Here is a 16514-nt window from a genome sequence, read left to right as displayed (position 1 = left end):
CATAGGGGTAAGCCAGGTAGGGTCGGGGCTGGTCGTGAGCTGCGGAACCCGGTGTGAATCCGGGACGGTCCCGCCACTGTGAGCCCTCGTGCAAGTCAGGAACGCCGCCGCGACCGGCTCGCCGGGGAACCCGGGAGAGTCCACGACGTCGACGTGAGCGCGGACACTCACGAAGGAGCGCCTGATGGCTCGTATTGCCCTGATCTCAACCTCCGACACGGACCTGCGCAGCGCGCGCTCCAGCGGTGCGGACTACGCCATCGCCAACCCGGCCCGGCCGCGCCCGATCGGCGAGGTCACCGACGGAGCTGACATCGTCGTCGTGCGCCTTCTCGGCGGACCACAGGACCTCTTCGACGGCTTCGACGCCCTCGCTGCGTCAGGTGTCCCGGTCGTCGTCCTCGGCGGCGAGCAGGAGCCGAATGCGGCGCTCATCGAGTGCTCGACCACCCCGCCCGGCGTCGCCCGCCAGGCCCACGACTACCTTGCTCAGGGTGGCGCGAGGAACCTCGCGTCACTGCACGCCTTCCTCAGCGACACCCTTCTGCTCACCGGTGAGGGCTTCGACCCGCCGGTCACGACCCCGTCGTGGGGTGTCCTCGAGCGCCCGGAAGCTCCCACGCCTGAGGGGCCCCGGGCCGGAGTGCTCTTCTACCGAGCCCAGTACGTCGCGGACAACGTCGCCTACGTCCACGCCCTGGCCGATGCTCTCGATGCCGCGGGGGGTGTCGGCGAACCGGTTTTCGTGTCGTCGCTGCGCGACCCCGAAGCCGAGTTGCTCGAGCACCTGCGTCGCTACGACGCACTCGTCACCACGGTGCTCGCCGCGGGCGGCACGCGTCCGGCCAGCGCCGGCGCCGGTGAGGACGACGAGAGTTGGGACGTTCAGGCGTTGGCCGCGCTCGACGTGCCGATCGTCCAGGGGCTGTGCCTCACCTGGGGGCGTGAGGACTGGCTCGACTCCGACGACGGCATGACGCCGCTCGACGTGGCGACCCAGGTCGCCGTGCCCGAGTTCGACGGGCGCATCATCTCGGTGCCGTTCTCCTTCAAGGAGTTCGACGAGGACGGTCTCGCCACCTACGTCGCCGACCCGGAGCGCTGCGCACGTGTCGCCGGCATCGTGCTCGGCCACGCCCGCCTGCGTCGGCTCGCGCCGTCCGAGCGCCGCATCGCCGTCGTGCTGTCGGCGTACCCGACGAAGCACTCCCGCATCGGTAACGCCGTGGGCCTCGACACGCCTGTCTCGACCATTCGGTTGTTGCGCGCCATGCGTGACGCGGGCTACGACCTCGGCGAGCCCGGTGCCATTCCCGGGCTCGACGGTGTCGGCGGGGAGCACGGCGTCGCACCCGTCGACGACGAGCACCCGGACACCACAGCAGGCAACGCGCTCATCCACGCCCTCATCGCCGCTGGCGGGCAGGATCCGGACTGGCTGACGGATGCTCAGCTCGGCGACGCCCACGTCCGTATCCCTGCCGCGACCTACCGCCGTTGGTTCGACGCGCTACCGAGCGACCTCACCGACGCGATGCGCGAGCACTGGGGAGAAGCGCCCGGTGAGCTCTTCGTCGACCGCCAGGAGAACCCCGACGGTGACATCGTCGCGGCGGCCATGCGCAGCGGCAACCTCGTCATCCTCGTCCAGCCGCCGCGCGGGTTCGGCGAGAACCCGATCGCCATCTACCACGACCCCGACCTTCCGCCCACGCACCACTACCTCGCCACCTACCGCTGGCTCGAGGAGGAGTTCGGCGCGCACGCCGTCGTCCACATGGGCAAGCACGGCAACCTCGAATGGATGCCGGGCAAGAGCCTCGGGATGTCGGCCTCCTGCGGCACGGACGCGGCCCTCGGCAGCCTGCCGCTCATCTACCCGTTCCTCGTCAACGATCCGGGTGAGGGCACCGAGGCCAAGCGCCGAGCGCACGCGACGATCGTCGATCACCTCGTGCCGCCGATGGCCCGCGCCGAGGGGTACGGTGACATCGCGCGCCTCGAGCAGCTGCTCGACGAGTACGGAAACGTCTCGGTCATGGACCCGGCGAAGGCGCCCGCGCTTCGCGGTGAGATCTGGACCCTCATTCGGGCAGCGGAGCTGCACCACGACCTCGGTCTCGACGAGCAGCCGGACGAGGACGACTTCGACGAGTTCGTCATGCACGTCGACGGGTGGCTGTGCGAGATCAAGGACGTCCAGATCCGTGACGGTCTGCACGTTCTCGGGCGCGCGCCGGAGGGCGACGAACTCGTCAACCTCGTCGTGGCGATGCTCCAGTCCCGCCAGCTGTTCGGCGGCGGTGGTGACGGTGTTCCCGGCTTGCGGACCTCCCTCGGACTCGAGGTGACGAGCACCGATCGCACCGCGACGGACGCCGCGCAGGAGCGGGCACACGCCCTCGTCAGTGCCTTGGCGCAGGCGGGATGGTCCGCCGACGCGGTGTCCTCCATCGTCGCGGAGCAACTCGACGGTCTGGCCGACGTCGACCGCTCGGGCGTCGAGGCCTCGCTGACGTTCGCTGCAACCCAGGTCGTACCCCGCCTCGCTCAGACGCCTGACGAGCTGACGGCTGTCCTCCATGCCCTCGACGGTGGGTACACGCCCGCCGGGCCGAGCGGCTCGCCGCTGCGCGGCCTCGTCAACGTGCTGCCGACGGGCCGCAACTTCTACTCGGTCGACCCCAAGGCCATTCCGAGCCGTCTCGCGTACGAGACGGGCACGGCCATGGCCGACTCGCTGCTCGCGAAGTACCGCGACGAGCACGGCGAGTGGCCCGAGTCCGTGGGCTTGTCCGCGTGGGGCACCTCGGCGATGCGGACGAGCGGCGACGACATCGGCGAGATCCTCGCCCTGCTGGGCGTCACGCCGACCTGGGACGAGCAGTCCCGCCGCGTCGTCGGCCTCGAGCCGATCCCGCTCGACGACCTCGGCCGGCCCCGCATCGACGTCACGGTGCGCATCTCGGGCTTCTTCCGTGACGCGTTCCCGCACGTCATCGCGATGCTGGACGACGCCGTCCGCCTCGTCGTCGACCTCGACGAACCCGACGACATGAACTTCGTGCGCGCCCACGCCCGCGCCGACGTCGTGGCCCACGGCGACGAGCGCCGTGCTCGCACGCGCGTGTTCGGTTCGAAGCCGGGCTCCTACGGGGCCGGTCTGCTGCAGGTCATGGACTCGGGCAACTGGCGCAGCGACGCCGACCTCGCCGAGGTGTACACGACCTGGGGCGGCTACGCGTACGGCCGCGACCTCGACGGCGCTCCGGCCCGCGACGACATGGAGCGCAACTACCGCCGCATCAAGGTGGCGGCGAAGAACGTCGACAACCGCGAGTCGGACATCCTCGATTCGGACGACTACTTCCAGTACCACGGCGGCATGGTGGCCACGGTCAAGGCACTCACGGGTGAGGAGCCGGAGGCGTACGTCGGCGACTCGACGACGCCCGACGCCATCAGGACTCGCACGCTCACGGAGGAGACCTCGCGCATCTTCCGTGCGCGCGTCGTCAACCCGCGCTGGATCGGCGCGATGCGACGTCACGGATACAAGGGTGCCTTCGAACTGGCCGCCACCGTCGACTACCTCTTCGGCTTCGACGCGACGAGCCACGTCGTGCCCGACTGGATGTACGAGCAGATCGCCCAGTCCTACGTGCTCGACGAGCAGACGCAGGAGTTCATGCGCCACGCGAACCCGTGGGCGTTGCACGGCATCGTCGAGAAGCTCGGGGAGGCCGCCGACCGTGGCCTGTGGGAGAACCCGAACCCGGAGACGATGGCCGCGATGCAGCAGGTCTACCTCGACGTCGAAGGGGAGCTGGAGCAGTGACGCCGTCGGGCGCGCCCCGACGACCGCGACCGACGGTCGGGGACGCCTCCTCCGCACGGGAACGCCGGGAGGATCCGCGCGGCTGGGCCATGGGTGAGCAGGTCACCGAGGCGCTCGGGCGGGTCATCGCCGGGCGACGTGACATCCGGCGGTACCGGCCGGATGCGGTCGAGCCCGAGTTGCTCGAGCGGGTGCTCGAGGCGGGTCACAGCGCGCCGTCGGTTGGCCACAGCCAGCCGTGGCGGTTCGTCGTCGTTCGTTCACCCGAGACGCGCGAGCGCGCGGCGCACCTCGCGGACACGGCGCGGCTGCGTCAGGCACGCGACCTGCTGCCGGAGCGCGCGGCGCGCCTCCTCGACCTCAAGCTCGAGGGCCTGCGCGAAGCGCCCATCGGCATCGTCGTGGCGTGCGATCGGCGGACGCCGGCGAACGGAGTTCTCGGTCGGGCCACGTTCACCGAGACCGACGTCTGGTCGTGCGCGTGCGCCATTCAGAACATGTGGCTCACGGCGCGCTCGCTCGGTCTGGGGATGGGGTGGGTGACGCTCTTCGAGCCGTCCGACCTGGCCGGCCTCATCGGGGCACCCGAGGGAGTCGAGACGCTGGGGTGGATGTGCCTGGGCTGGCCGGACGAGCGCCCGCCGGGGCCCGGCCTGCAGCGCGCGTCCTGGTCGATGAAGCTGCCGCTCGAGGACGTCGTGCTCGAGGAGCGGTGGCCCGAGGGCGACGGGGCACCGGCGCAACCGCTGTCGCACCTGCGCGCGCCCGACGGCGACGCACTCGTCGAGGCAGGGGACGGCGCGGACACGCTCCTCGCACCGCCGGAGTCACTGGGCGTCCTCGACCGGGCCCTCAACCGTGTCGTGGCGACGTCCGGTCCGCAGACCTCCGGAGGGCGCCTGGTCCTGGCGGGTGCCGACCACCCCGTCGTCGAGCTCGGCGTCAGCGCCTACGAGCCGCACGTGACGGCCGACGTTCTCGGCCATGCCCTGGCCGACCCGAGCTCGCTCGGAGCGGCCCACGCCCGAGCCGCAGGTCTCGCGGTGGACGTCGTGGACGCCGGCGTGAGTGAGCTCGTCACCGGGGCGATCGATGCCCGACCCGGTGGAAAGCGAGGCAACCTTCGGGACGCCGACGCCCTCACCGACGACGATCTGGAGCGCTGCGTCACCGTCGGTGAGAACGTCGGGCGGCGGGCCGCCGCCGACGGACTGGTCGTCCTCGGCGAGGTGGGTGTCGGCAACACGACCGTGGCGGCCGCACTGACGTGCGCGCTGCTCGGCGTCGACGCCGACGACGTCGTCGGGCTCGGTTCGGGAGCCGATGCTGCGATGTCGAAGCGCAAGCTCGAGGTCGTCAGCGCCGCCTTGGAGCGTTCGGGAACCTTCAGCTCGGACGCCGACGCCGCCCGGCGAGCCCTGCGTTGTCTCGGAGGACCCGAGATCGCCGTTCTCACGGGAGTCTGCCTCGCAGCGGCGGACGCCGGGACGACGATCGTGCTCGACGGACTCGCGACCTCCGTGGCCGCGCTCGTCGCGTGCCGTCTCGAGCCGGCGGTGCAGGGTTACCTCGTCGCTGGCCAGCGCAGCAGGGAGAAGGGGCACGCACTCGTCCTCACGGAACTCGGACTTGAGCCCTTGCTCGATCTGCGTCTGCGTGCCGGTGAAGGTGTCGGCGGAGTGCTCGCCGCCGGGATGCTCCTGCGCGGGCTCGAAGCGCGCCGCACGAGCATCAGGACGACCGACTGAGGCGTGTCACGACCGCCAGGGCGTGATGTAGTCGTTCGCCGGCCAGCCCTCCACAGCTGCCAGCAGCTCACCGGCCGTCGCGCCGTCCAGCTCCTCACGGATGATGTCCGCGTGGCCCGCGTGCCGAGCGAACTCCTCGACGTGGTGGACGTAGAGGTAGCGCAGCTTCGCCGGGCGCGCCTCGTCCATCCCGAACCACGGCATGGGCCCCACGGGCAGTTCTGTTTCGACGTCACCCTCTCGACACATCTGTGTGTACTGGGCACGCACGTCGTCGAAGACCCCGAGAAGCACATCGAGCGTCTCCTCCGGGGTGGGCGTGAAGCTCGCGGCGAACGCCTCGAACGGCTGGTCGTGTTCGTGGTGTCCGGCGCCGGACAAGGACTGCTTCATGCAGTAGACGATGTGCTTGACGATGCCGCTGATGCTGAGCGCACTGCGCAGCGGCGTCCGGCGGGCCTGCTCGTCGTCGAGGCCGTACGCGCTCGCGCGGATCGCGTCGAGTTGGACGTCGAGGTAGTTGCACAAGGTGGTGCGTTCGTCGTCGATCTGGGGTAGGTACATGGCGGGTCCCTTTCGTCATTGGCTCGTGCCGTGCACCCATCAGAGCGCACCTTCCGGACAGGTTCGGTCCGCTGTGTCGGGCAGGATGAGCACATGGCGGAAACGACACACCGCGTCCTGCGCCTGCTCGGCCTCCTGGAATCGCGCACGTCCTGGCAGGGGCCGGAACTCGCGGAACGCCTCGGGGTGACCGAGCGCACGGTACGACGCGACGTGGTGCGTCTTCGTGAGCTCGGGTACCCGGTCGAGGGCGAACGTGGACTTGACGGCGGATACCGCCTCGGGGCTGGTCGCGGTTTACCGCCGCTCGTGCTCGACGACGACGAGGCCGTGGCGATGGTCGCGTGTCTACGAATGGCGGCACTTTCGGGCACCGATGAGATCGGTGAGGCGGCCCTTCGCGCGCTGACGAAGCTGGATCAAGTCCTCCCTCCGAGGCTTCGCGCTGTCGCCTCGGCTCTGGACGATGCCACGCGCGCACTGCCACGAACGCGGCCCGCGGTCGATCTGCGCGTGCTGCAGCAGTTGGCCACGGCACAGCGCGACCGGACGCTGGTGCGTTTCGGCTACCGCAAGGCCGACGGCGAGACGTCCTTGCGTGAAGTGGAACCTGGGCGACTCATCACCCAGGGAGAGCGCTGGTATCTCCAGGCGTATGACCGAGGGCGTCAGGATTGGCGCGTGTTCCGACTCGATCGGATGGACGAGCTTCGCGTGACGTCCTGGTCGTTCGCGCCGAGGGCGGTGCCGCCTCATGATCATCACCGTGATCTGGAGGAGAGATTCGAGTGCGTCCTGCGCTTCGAGATGGCCGTCGACGTTTCGCGGGTGGCTCGCAGGATCCCCGCGGCCTTCCGCGAAGGACTTGAGACCACGGCCACAGGCTGCCGCTTTCGGGTAGGCGCGCTCAGTTGGAATGTTCTCGCGTGGGAGATGCTGGGCGTCGCCCGGGATCTCGGGAGTCCGGTTCGGGTTCCCGCCCAACCACACGCCGAGGCCTTCCGCTCGGCCTGTGACCGCATCACGCGCCAGATGCAGACGCTGGTGGTAGCGGGGCATTCGTCGGCGCCGCTGGTTGCCGTGGACGTGAGGCGTCAGGCTTCGGCAGCCGAGGCCGACGACACGGCACCGAGGGCGTAGACGTCCATGATCCATCCGTGCTCGGCGCGCAGCCGCGCGCGCAGGTCGACGATGTCGTCGATGACCTCGTCGAGCGGCCCGGAGCGCAACTCCTGTTGAGGTAGCCCGAGGTAGGCACCCCAGTGGAGGACGAGGTCGGGTGCCCGCTCCCGCAGGCCCGCACAGTGAAGCGAGCCGTCGAGCATGACGACGAACGCAGCGTCCGGGCTCCAGTCGGCTTCGAGTCGACGTCCGGTCGTGATGTGGATCGGCTTGCCGATCTCGTGCAGGACGATGCCGTGCTCGGCCGCGAGGGCCTGGAACGCCGATATGCCGGGTACGACGTGGACGTCGAAGTCGCGGGTAGCGCGCATCCGCTCGACGACGCGGATCGTCGAGTCGTAGAACGCCGGGTCACCCCAGACGAGGAAGCCAACGCTCACCTCGGGATCGAGGGCGTCGATCGTTTCGCCCCACAGCTGCGCGCGCGCCTCGTGCCAGTCGTCGACGCCTCGGCGGTACTGGCCGCCATGGCGCTGCGCGTCCGGCCCGCGCTCGGGGTCGGGCAGCGTGACGAAGCGGTAGCTGCCCGGCTCGAGGTGGCGCCGGCACAGCTCTTCGCGCACGGCCACGAGTTGGGCCCTGTCCTCGCCCTTGCCCGCGACGAGGAAGACGTCGACCTCACGCATCGCGGCGATCGCGCCGAGCGTGAGGTGAACGGGCGAGCCGGCACCGATGCCGATGACGTTGACCCTTCTGCCGGTCACGGTGCCTCCTGGGCGAGTTCGAGAAGGTGATCGAGGTCGAGCGACGCCTCACACGCGTCAGCGAGGGCGTCGATCATCGCGCTGCGTCGCGCGCGGAAGCCTGGCGCCGTGAGGTCGGGCGTCCACGCGGAGCCGACCGCCGCTGCGACCTCGGTGAGCCAGGCGCGTCGGAAGCCGTCGTTCTCGAAGGTGCCGTGCCAGATCGTGCCCCATACCGAGCCCGAGGCCGAGCCGCCGGGGAACGTCGGTTCCGCGTCGACGACGCCGTGATGGATCTCGTACCCGTCGACGTCGTGGCCTTTCCACCGTTCATTCGGGCGGGCGAGCACCTTCTCGTCGTGGAACGTCACGCGGCCGGCGAGCACGCTCAACCCCGTGACGGTGCCGGCGGAGGATTCGACGGCATCCTCGATCGTCTCGACGAGCATTTCGTACCCACCGCAGATGCCGAGCACCGGCCGACCCGCTGCTGCACGCTCGGTGACGACGGCGTCGAGGCCCTGGCGACGCAGCCATGCCAGGTCGTCGACGGTGGCACGGCTGCCGGGCAGGACAAGGAGGTCGGCTTCTCGGCAGCGATCGAGGTCGGTCGTGATGTGGACGTCGATGCCCGGTTCGGCGGCCAGCGCGTCGACGTCCGTCGCGTTCGACGTGCGCGGAAACCGCACGACAGCAACCGAAAGGCGCTCGGACATCGCGTCGTCGTCGGGTCGCCAGCGGCCGATCGACAGGGCGTCCTCCGAGTCGAGCCAGACGTCCGTGAGCCAGGGGAGCACCCCCGCGCACGAGAGGCCGGTTCGTCGACTGATCTCGTCGAGGCCCGGCGTGAGCACTGACGCGTCACCGCGGAACTTGTTGATGACGAACGTGCGAAGGAGCGCACGGTCCTCGTCGTCGAGCAACGCCCAGGTGCCGTAAAGCGCTGCGAGCACGCCGCCCCGGTCGATGTCGCCCACGAGGGCCACAGGTAGGCCGAAGCGCCTGGCCAGACCCATGTTGACGTAGTCACCCGCCCGAAGATTGATCTCCGCCGGGGAGCCTGCACCCTCGGTGACGACGAGGTCGACGCTCGCCCGGAGTTCCTCGTACGCGGCGAAGGCTGCTTCGGCCAGGTGGGTGCGGCCCGTCGCGTACTCACCGGCCTCGAGCCGTCCGGCAGGCTTGCCGCGCACGACGACGAACGCCTGCCGGTCGCTGCCCGGCTTGAGGAGCACAGGGTTGTGCACCCCGCTCGCCTCGACACCGGCCGCCTCGCACTGCAGGTACTGAGCGCGCCCGATCTCCGCGCCGTCGGCGCACACCATCGAGTTGTTCGACATGTTCTGCGCCTTGAACGGCGCGACGCGGACCCCCTGGCGTGCCCACGCACGGCACAGGCCCGTGACGACGAGCGACTTGCCTGCGTCGGAGGACGTACCGGTCACGAGAAGGCCACTCACGAGCGTCCACCCTAACGGTCACGACGGCGTCTTCGGGGGCATGATGGTGCCGCCCGCGCCTGATCGGTGCGGCTCGTTGCGCGATAAGGGGCTCTCGAACGATGGCACGTTTCATTTCCTCCCGATACCAGGGCGATTCGTCGACGCAGATGTCGGTCATCGCCGACCGCGCCCGCGAGTTCGACGACGTCATCAACTTCAGCCTCGGTGACCCCGACCTCACCACCAACGAGGGCGTCATCGACGCTGCCGCAGCGGACGCCAAGGCCGGGCACACGCACTACACCTCCAGCCTCGGCGACCCCGAACTGCGTGAGGCGATCGTCGAGATGTACCGCACCGATCACGCCCTGGAGCGCCCCGTCGACGACGTCATGGTGACGACGTCCGGTTGCCACGCGATGTGGCTCGTCATGGAGACGCTGCTCGACGACGGCGACGAGGTGCTCGTCATCGAGCCGTACTTCACGCCGTACCCGCACCAGGTCCGTCTCGCCCGCGGCGTGCCCGTCTTCGTGCCCACGCGCAAGGAGAACGGCTTCCAGGTGACCCGTGAGGATCTCGAGGCCGCCGTCACGCCGCGCACGCGGGCCCTCATCGTCAACACGCCCTGCAACCCGACGGGCGTCTCGTGGTCGCGCGCCGCGCTCGAGACCGTGGCCGAGGTGGCGAAGGAACACGACCTCGTCGTCATCGCCGATGACATCTACACGTCGTTCACGTACACCGAGCCCTTCGTGCCCTTTACCTCGCTGCCGGGCATGGGGGAGCGCACCATCACCGTGGGCTCCTTCAGCAAGGACTTCATGATGACGGGGTGGCGCGTCGGCTGGATCATGGCCCCGGCCGAGTTCGTCTCCACCGCGCGCGACGTCAACGAGAACAACGTCTTCACCGCGCCGTCGGTGAGCCAGCGTGCGGCTCTGCACGCCCTGGAGCACCGTCACGAGTTGCAGCCCCCGGTCAAGGAGCTCTACCGCCGCCGTCTCGAGCGGGCGTACGAGCGCGTCCGGGCCCTTGCGAACATGGATGCCCTCGCGCCGCAGGGGGCGATCTACCTGTGGGCGGACATCCGCGCGACGGGCCTCACGTCCGTCGAGTGCGCCGCGCGCATCGTCGAGGAGGCGCACATCCTCACCATTCCGGGAACGGCCTTCGGTGAGTCCGGTGAGGGCTTCCTGCGGCTCGCCGTGACGGTTGGGGAGCAGCGCATCGACGAGGCCTTCGACCGGCTCGCCCGGATGAGCATTTTCAGCGATTCCGCTGCCGGAGAGTAGCGATTCCGCTGCCGGAGAGTGACGTACCGCCAGCGCTGAGACGGGGGATTGACTACCATGGCGGATCGTGCCGTCCGGGCACAGGTTCGCCGAGGCTCCGGGGTCGTTGGGAGTTCGGTGGATTTCGACCAACCCCTCTGAGACTCTCGTGAACTCGATCTCCACACGTGCCCACGACCGCCTCGGTCTGCGTACGTCGCCCATCATCTTCTTCGGCTCGGCCTTCCTCATCGTCCTGTTCACCGCAGGGATGGGGCTGTTTCCAGGGCCGGTTCAGAAGTTCTTCGGTTCCATCGCGCACTGGTTGCGCTACGACATCGGCTGGTTCTACACGGCCGGCGCCACGCTCCTCGTCGTCTTCTCCGTCGGGCTCGCCATGAGCCGCTACGGCCGCATCAAGATCGGAGCGGACGACGCCGAACCCGAGTACTCGGGGCTCGCGTGGTTCGGCATGATGTTCGCCGCCGGCGTCGGCGCCGTCCTCATGTTCTGGGGCATCGCCGAGCCGATGAACCACTACGCGAACCCGCCGATGGGCGACAAGGCGTTCACCGACGCCGCCGCCTGGCAGTCCATCAACATCGCCAACTTCCACTTCGGAATCCACATGTGGGCCGTGCTCATCGTGCCCGGCCTGTCGTTCGGCTACTTCACCTACAAGCGCAACCTGCCGCCACGTGTCTCCTCGGCGTTCCACCCGGTCCTGGGTGACCGCATCCACGGCCCGATCGGACGCACGATCGACATCATCTCGATCGTCGCCACCGTCTTCGGTCTTGCCGTGTCGACGGGTCTCGGTGCGCTGCAGATCAACTCCGGTATGAAGTACGTCTTCGGCGTGCCGATCTCCGGCATGGTGCAGGCTGCGATCCTCGCGGTGATCACCGCTGCAGCGCTGACGTCCGTGCTCGCGGGTATGGACAAGGGCGTCAAGCGCCTGTCGTACGCGAACATCATCCTCGCGATCGCGCTCATGCTCTTCATCCTCATGAACGCGGCGTCGACGTCCGACCTCATGCGCAGCATCATCGAGGCGTCCGGTCGCTACCTCAGTGCCCTGCCGGTGCTCAGCACCTTCAACGACAGCTTCGGTCACGGCCAGTGGTCGGGTGACTGGACCGTCTTCTACTGGGCCTGGACGGTGACCTGGGCGCCCTTCGTCGGCATGTTCGTCGCGAAGATCTCCCGCGGCCGGAGCATCCGTGCCTTCGTGGCCGCGTCCCTCGGCCTGCCGACCGCGTTTGTCGTCGTCTGGATGTCGATCTACGGCTTCTCGGCCATCACCTCCGATCGCGCGAGCGCGGACAAGCCGGGTACCGGTGGCGAGCTGACGAAGACGATCGTCGATGACGGCCGCGTGCAGGACGCCCTGTTCCAGTTCCTCAAGGACATGCCGCTCTACGGCGTCACGGCGACCCTGGCACTCATCGTCATCGTCGTCTTCTTCGTCACCTCGATCGACTCGGGTGCCCTCGTGCTCGACGCCATGGCGAACGGCCACGAGGACATGGGGACGCGCCGTCAGCGCGTGTTCTGGTCGCTGTCGGTCGGAGCCGTCTGTGCGGCGATCATCCTCACCGCCGGCGACAACGGCCTCAACGCGCTGCAGGAGGTCATCATCGTCATCGGCTTCCCGGTCATGATCCTGACGATCCTCCAGGCGTTCCTCCTGCTGCAGGCGCTGCGCGAGGACGCGGGCGCGGCGAAGCCGATCCGCACGCGACAGTGGAAGAAGGTTCTCCCGCAGGAGGAGTACGAGCGCCGCGCGGCCGAGAACAGCGAGGATATGGACGAGTACGTCGTCCTGCCCGAGTTCGAGATCGGCACCGAGCCCGAGTACGAGACGCACACCCCGACGACGTCGCACACGCAGGCTCTCGCGGCCAGTCGCGCGGCCGTGTCGATCGGTCTCACGGGCGCCGTGGCCTCCGGAAAGTCCGTCGTCGCCGACGAGTTCGAGCGTCGTGGCGCAGTGGTCGTCGAGTTCGACGAGCTCATGCGCGAGGTGCTCACACCGGGCCACGAGACGCTCGAGGACCTGCGCGCGGTCTTCTCCGAGGAGATCGTCCACCCCGACGGCACGATCGACTGGGAAACGCTCGACGGCCTGACGACGGAGAGCCACTCCGCCCGTCGGCGCCTGTACGACGTGGTCGGGCCTGCCGTCCGCGAGGTGGCCGACGCTCGGGCCAAGGCGGTCGGCGAGGATTCCGTTCTCGTACTCGACCTCGCGCTGCTCACCGAGTCGACGCCGCGCGACTTCGACCAGGTCGTCGTCGTGTCGGCTCCGGTCGAGCTGCGCGTGGGGCGCCTCATGGAGGAGCGCGGTCTCACCCGCGAGCAGGCATGGGCGGAGATCGACGCCGACACCCAGCAGAGCGAGCGCGAGGACGCTGCGGACTTCGTCATGGAGAATGCAGGAACACGCGACGAACTGCGTGAGCTCGTCGACGCCCACTGGGACGAGCACGTGCAGCCGGTGCTCGACGAGACGAGCGCTCACGCGGGTAGCTGACGATCGAGGAGAGACGATGAGTGGCACCGAGCAGCACGCGTTCGAGCGAGGCCTGCGGGTCGGGCTGACCGGCGGTATCGGCTCCGGAAAGTCCACCGTGGCGCGCACGTTCGCGCAGCTCGGTGCCCTCGTCGTCGATTCGGACGCGATCCAGCGCCTCGTCGTGGCGCCCGGCTCCGACGGCCTCCGCGCGATCGTCGAGGAGTTCGGGGAAGCGATGCTGACCGCCGACGGTGAGTTGAACCGCCCTGCGATGGCAGAGCTCGTCTTCGCCGACGAGACGGCCCGGCGGCGACTCGAAGGCATCACGCACCCCGTCATCGCGCAGGAGACGGCGCGACAGATGGGCAAGGCCGCGTCGGGGCAGGTCGTGGTCCACGACATTCCGTTGCTCGTCGAGTTGGGGTACGCGGACAAGTACGACCTCGTCGTCATCGTCGATGCGCCGGAAGAGGTGCGCCTCGAGCGCCTCGTCGCCGACCGGGGCATGACGAAGGAAGCGGCGCTCTCACGCATCCGCTCACAGGCCACAACGGAGCAGCGCCGCGCCGTGGCCGACGTGTGGATCGACAACACGGGCACCCCCGAGGAGCTGCGCGAGCAGGCATCGGAGGTCTGGACGACGCACGTCGAGCCGTCGGTTCATCACTGACTTACGGATGGCGCCCCCAGCCGTGCGGGTGGCCTCGAGTGGCATCAGGACCCCGTGATTCCGGGGTTGTCGGTGCCCGGACGTAGGGTTTGACCATGCGTCCAGTGACTGACATCCAGCGCCGCGTTGCGCCGTTCAAGGTCGAGTCGGAGTATCAGCCCGCCGGCGACCAGCCGAAGGCCATCGCCGAGCTCTCCCAGCGCGTCAACGCGGGGGAGAAGGACATCGTCCTCCTGGGCGCCACCGGTACCGGTAAGTCCGCGACGACGGCCTGGCTCATCGAGCAGGTGCAACGCCCGACCCTCGTGCTCGCGCCGAACAAGACACTGGCCGCGCAGCTTGCCAACGAGTTCCGCGAGCTGCTGCCGCACAACGCCGTCGAGTACTTCGTCAGTTACTACGACTACTACCAGCCAGAGGCGTATGTACCGCAGACGGACACGTACATCGAGAAGGACTCCTCGATCAACGAGGAGGTCGAGCGACTGCGTCACTCGGCCACGAACTCCCTGCTCACCCGCCGGGACGTCGTCGTCGTCGCGTCGGTGTCCTGCATCTACGGTCTCGGTACGCCGCAGGAGTACGTCGACCGGATGGCCCGGCTGAAGGTCGGCCAGGAGATCAACCGTGACGAGTTGCTGCGCCGCTTCGTCACCATGCAGTACACGCGCAACGACATGGCCTTCACGCGCGGCACGTTCCGGGTGCGCGGCGACACGGTGGAGATCATCCCGGTGTACGAGGAACTGGCCATACGCATCGAGTTCTTCGGCGACGAGATCGACCGGCTCTACACCCTCCACCCGTTGACGGGCGAGATCGTCAACGACGAGGAGGAGATGTACGTTTTCCCGGCCACGCACTACGTGGCCGGCCCCGAGCGCATGGAACGCGCCATCAAGGGCATCGAGGTCGAACTCGGTGACCAGCTCCAGCGGTTCGAGACCGAGGGCAAAATGCTCGAGGCGCAGCGCCTGCGGATGCGCACGACGTACGACATCGAGATGATGCGTCAGGTCGGCTCGTGTGCGGGCATCGAGAACTACAGCCGCCACATGGACGGCCGCGAGTCGGGCTCCGCCCCGAACACGCTGCTCGACTACTTCCCCGAGGATTTCCTCCTCGTCATCGACGAGTCGCACCAGACGGTGCCGCAGATCGGCGCGATGTACGAGGGTGACATGTCGCGCAAGCGCACCCTCGTCGACCACGGTTTCCGCCTGCCGAGCGCGATGGACAACCGTCCCCTCAAGTGGGAGGAGTTCCTCGAGCGCATCGGCCAGACCGTCTACCTGTCGGCCACGCCGGGCGACTACGAGATGGCCAAGAGCGACGGTTACGTCGAGCAGGTCATTCGCCCCACCGGCCTCGTCGACCCGGAGATCGTTCTCAAGCCGACGAAGGGCCAGATCGACGACCTGCTCGGCGAGATCCGCACGCGTACCGAGAAGAACGAACGCGTCCTCGTCACCACCCTGACGAAGAAGATGGCCGAGGACCTCACCGACTATCTCCTCGACAAGGGCGTTCGGGTTCGGTACCTGCACTCCGAGGTCGACACCCTGCGCCGCGTCGAACTCCTGCGCGAACTGCGCATGGGTGAGTACGACGTGCTCGTCGGCATCAACCTGCTCCGCGAGGGTCTCGACCTGCCCGAGGTCTCGCTCGTGTCGATCCTCGACGCCGACAAGGAAGGCTTCCTGCGCTCGGCGCGAAGCCTCATCCAGACCGTCGGCCGTGCCGCCCGAAACGTCTCGGGTCAGGTGCACATGTACGCCGACAAGATCACCCCGTCGATGCAGGAGGCGATCGACGAGACCACGCGTCGTCGCGAGAAGCAGGTGGCCTACAACACCGAGCACGGGGTCGACCCGCAGCCGCTGCGCAAGAAGATCGCCGACATCACCGACATGCTGCAGCGTGAGGACGCCGACACGGACGCCCTGCTCGGTTCCGGCCGTTCGATGAGCCGCGGCAAGGGCCGCGGTGGCACAGGAGCCGCCAGAGCGGACGCCGACGTCGCCACGGGCGGTCGCAAGGGCTCGAGCAGCGCCGACCTAGCGGGGCTCATCCAGGAACTCACGGCACAGATGCACGAGGCCGCAGCAGAGCTTCAGTTCGAACTGGCAGCTCGCCTGCGCGACGAGTTGCGTGACCTCAAGAAGGAGCTGCGCCAGATGACGGAGGGCCAGAAGTAGGCGCCCACGCTGCGCTCAGGGGGCATCGGTATTCTTGAACGCATGACGATCACGCGTTTGTTCAAGGGTTTCGCGCTGGCCGAAGCCATCTCCTGGGGTCTGCTGCTCATCGGCATGTTCTTCAAGTGGATCCTGAAGAGCACCGAGATGGGTGTGCAGATCGCCGGCCCCATCCACGGCGTCATGTTCATCGGCTACGTGCTGTGTGCGCTCAAGCTGTGGCAGGAGAAGAGCTGGCCGGGCAAGACGATCGGTCTCGCCCTCGTCAGCGCCGTCATCCCGTTCATGACGATCTGGTTCGAGAAGCGCGCCGAGCGTGCAGGCGAACTCGACACCCCGGCCGCCGGCCCGCGCGTCACGGCCTGACGCCCCCGCCGGACGAGAAAGCGCCCGGTCC

The 16514-nt window shown here is 68.6% G+C and carries 11 protein-coding genes and 1 riboswitch; of the genes, 8 read left to right on the top strand and 3 right to left on the bottom strand.

Annotation, left to right across the window (positions count from 1 at the left end):
• The first annotated feature begins 2 nt into the window (after positions 1 to 2).
• A riboswitch (cobalamin riboswitch) is annotated at positions 3 to 126 on the top strand.
• A 58-nt stretch (positions 127 to 184) separates the two neighbouring features.
• Both cobN and bluB read left to right on the top strand, forming a co-directional pair.
• Positions 185 to 3838, top strand: a complete 3654-nt coding sequence (gene cobN, locus IM689_RS12320; protein WP_193644211.1) for a cobaltochelatase subunit CobN — start codon at positions 185 to 187, stop codon at positions 3836 to 3838.
• An 89-nt stretch (positions 3839 to 3927) separates the two neighbouring features.
• Entirely contained in the window at positions 3928 to 5586 is a 1659-nt protein-coding gene (gene bluB, locus IM689_RS12315) for a 5,6-dimethylbenzimidazole synthase (RefSeq protein WP_193644210.1), read from the top strand.
• 6 nt (positions 5587 to 5592) lie between these two features.
• Here the strand turns inward: bluB and IM689_RS12310 are convergent, their stop codons facing one another.
• The gene (locus IM689_RS12310; RefSeq protein WP_047312758.1) at positions 5593 to 6150 is read right to left on the bottom strand and encodes a mycothiol transferase; all 558 of its coding nucleotides are present in this window, start codon (positions 6148 to 6150) and stop codon (positions 5593 to 5595) included.
• 93 nt (positions 6151 to 6243) lie between these two features.
• Here IM689_RS12310 and IM689_RS12305 point away from each other — a divergent pair, with 93 nt between their 5' ends.
• Entirely contained in the window at positions 6244 to 7290 is a 1047-nt protein-coding gene (locus IM689_RS12305; protein ID WP_193644209.1) for a helix-turn-helix transcriptional regulator, read from the top strand.
• On the opposite strand, the gene cobF is transcribed toward IM689_RS12305, so the two are convergent.
• Complete coding sequence (gene cobF, locus IM689_RS12300) at positions 7245 to 8036, bottom strand: precorrin-6A synthase (deacetylating) (protein ID WP_193644208.1); 792 nt, start codon at positions 8034 to 8036, stop codon at positions 7245 to 7247. The genes IM689_RS12305 and cobF overlap by 46 nt on opposite strands.
• Entirely contained in the window at positions 8033 to 9475 is a 1443-nt protein-coding gene (locus IM689_RS12295; protein WP_193644207.1) for a cobyric acid synthase, read from the bottom strand. Before IM689_RS12295 ends, cobF begins: the two co-directional genes overlap by 4 nt.
• 101 nt (positions 9476 to 9576) lie before the next feature.
• On the opposite strand from IM689_RS12295, the gene IM689_RS12290 reads away from it, so the two are divergent.
• The 5 genes from IM689_RS12290 (at position 9577) to IM689_RS12270 (ending at position 16483) form a co-directional block, all read left to right on the top strand.
• The gene (locus IM689_RS12290; protein ID WP_193644206.1) at positions 9577 to 10752 is read left to right on the top strand and encodes an aminotransferase class I/II-fold pyridoxal phosphate-dependent enzyme; all 1176 of its coding nucleotides are present in this window, start codon (positions 9577 to 9579) and stop codon (positions 10750 to 10752) included.
• Positions 10753 to 10900: 148 nt separating this feature from the next.
• A complete protein-coding gene (gene coaE / locus IM689_RS12285; protein WP_193644205.1) occupies positions 10901 to 13267 on the top strand; it encodes a dephospho-CoA kinase in 2367 nt (788 codons plus the stop codon).
• Positions 13268 to 13283: 16 nt separating this feature from the next.
• Positions 13284 to 13919: a dephospho-CoA kinase gene (gene coaE, locus IM689_RS12280; protein ID WP_193644204.1), complete on the top strand. Its 636-nt coding sequence runs from the start codon at positions 13284 to 13286 to the stop codon at positions 13917 to 13919.
• A gap of 95 nt (positions 13920 to 14014) precedes the next feature.
• The gene (gene uvrB / locus IM689_RS12275; protein ID WP_227484796.1) at positions 14015 to 16117 is read left to right on the top strand and encodes an excinuclease ABC subunit UvrB; all 2103 of its coding nucleotides are present in this window, start codon (positions 14015 to 14017) and stop codon (positions 16115 to 16117) included.
• 42 nt (positions 16118 to 16159) lie between these two features.
• A complete protein-coding gene (locus IM689_RS12270) occupies positions 16160 to 16483 on the top strand; it encodes a DUF3817 domain-containing protein (RefSeq protein WP_193644203.1) in 324 nt (107 codons plus the stop codon).
• Positions 16484 to 16514: the final 31 nt, after the last annotated feature.

The organism is Dermacoccus barathri (assembly GCF_015070805.1).
GTDB lineage: Bacteria > Actinomycetota > Actinomycetes > Actinomycetales > Dermatophilaceae > Dermacoccus > Dermacoccus abyssi.
This window is presented reverse-complemented; position numbering and strand designations above follow the sequence as displayed.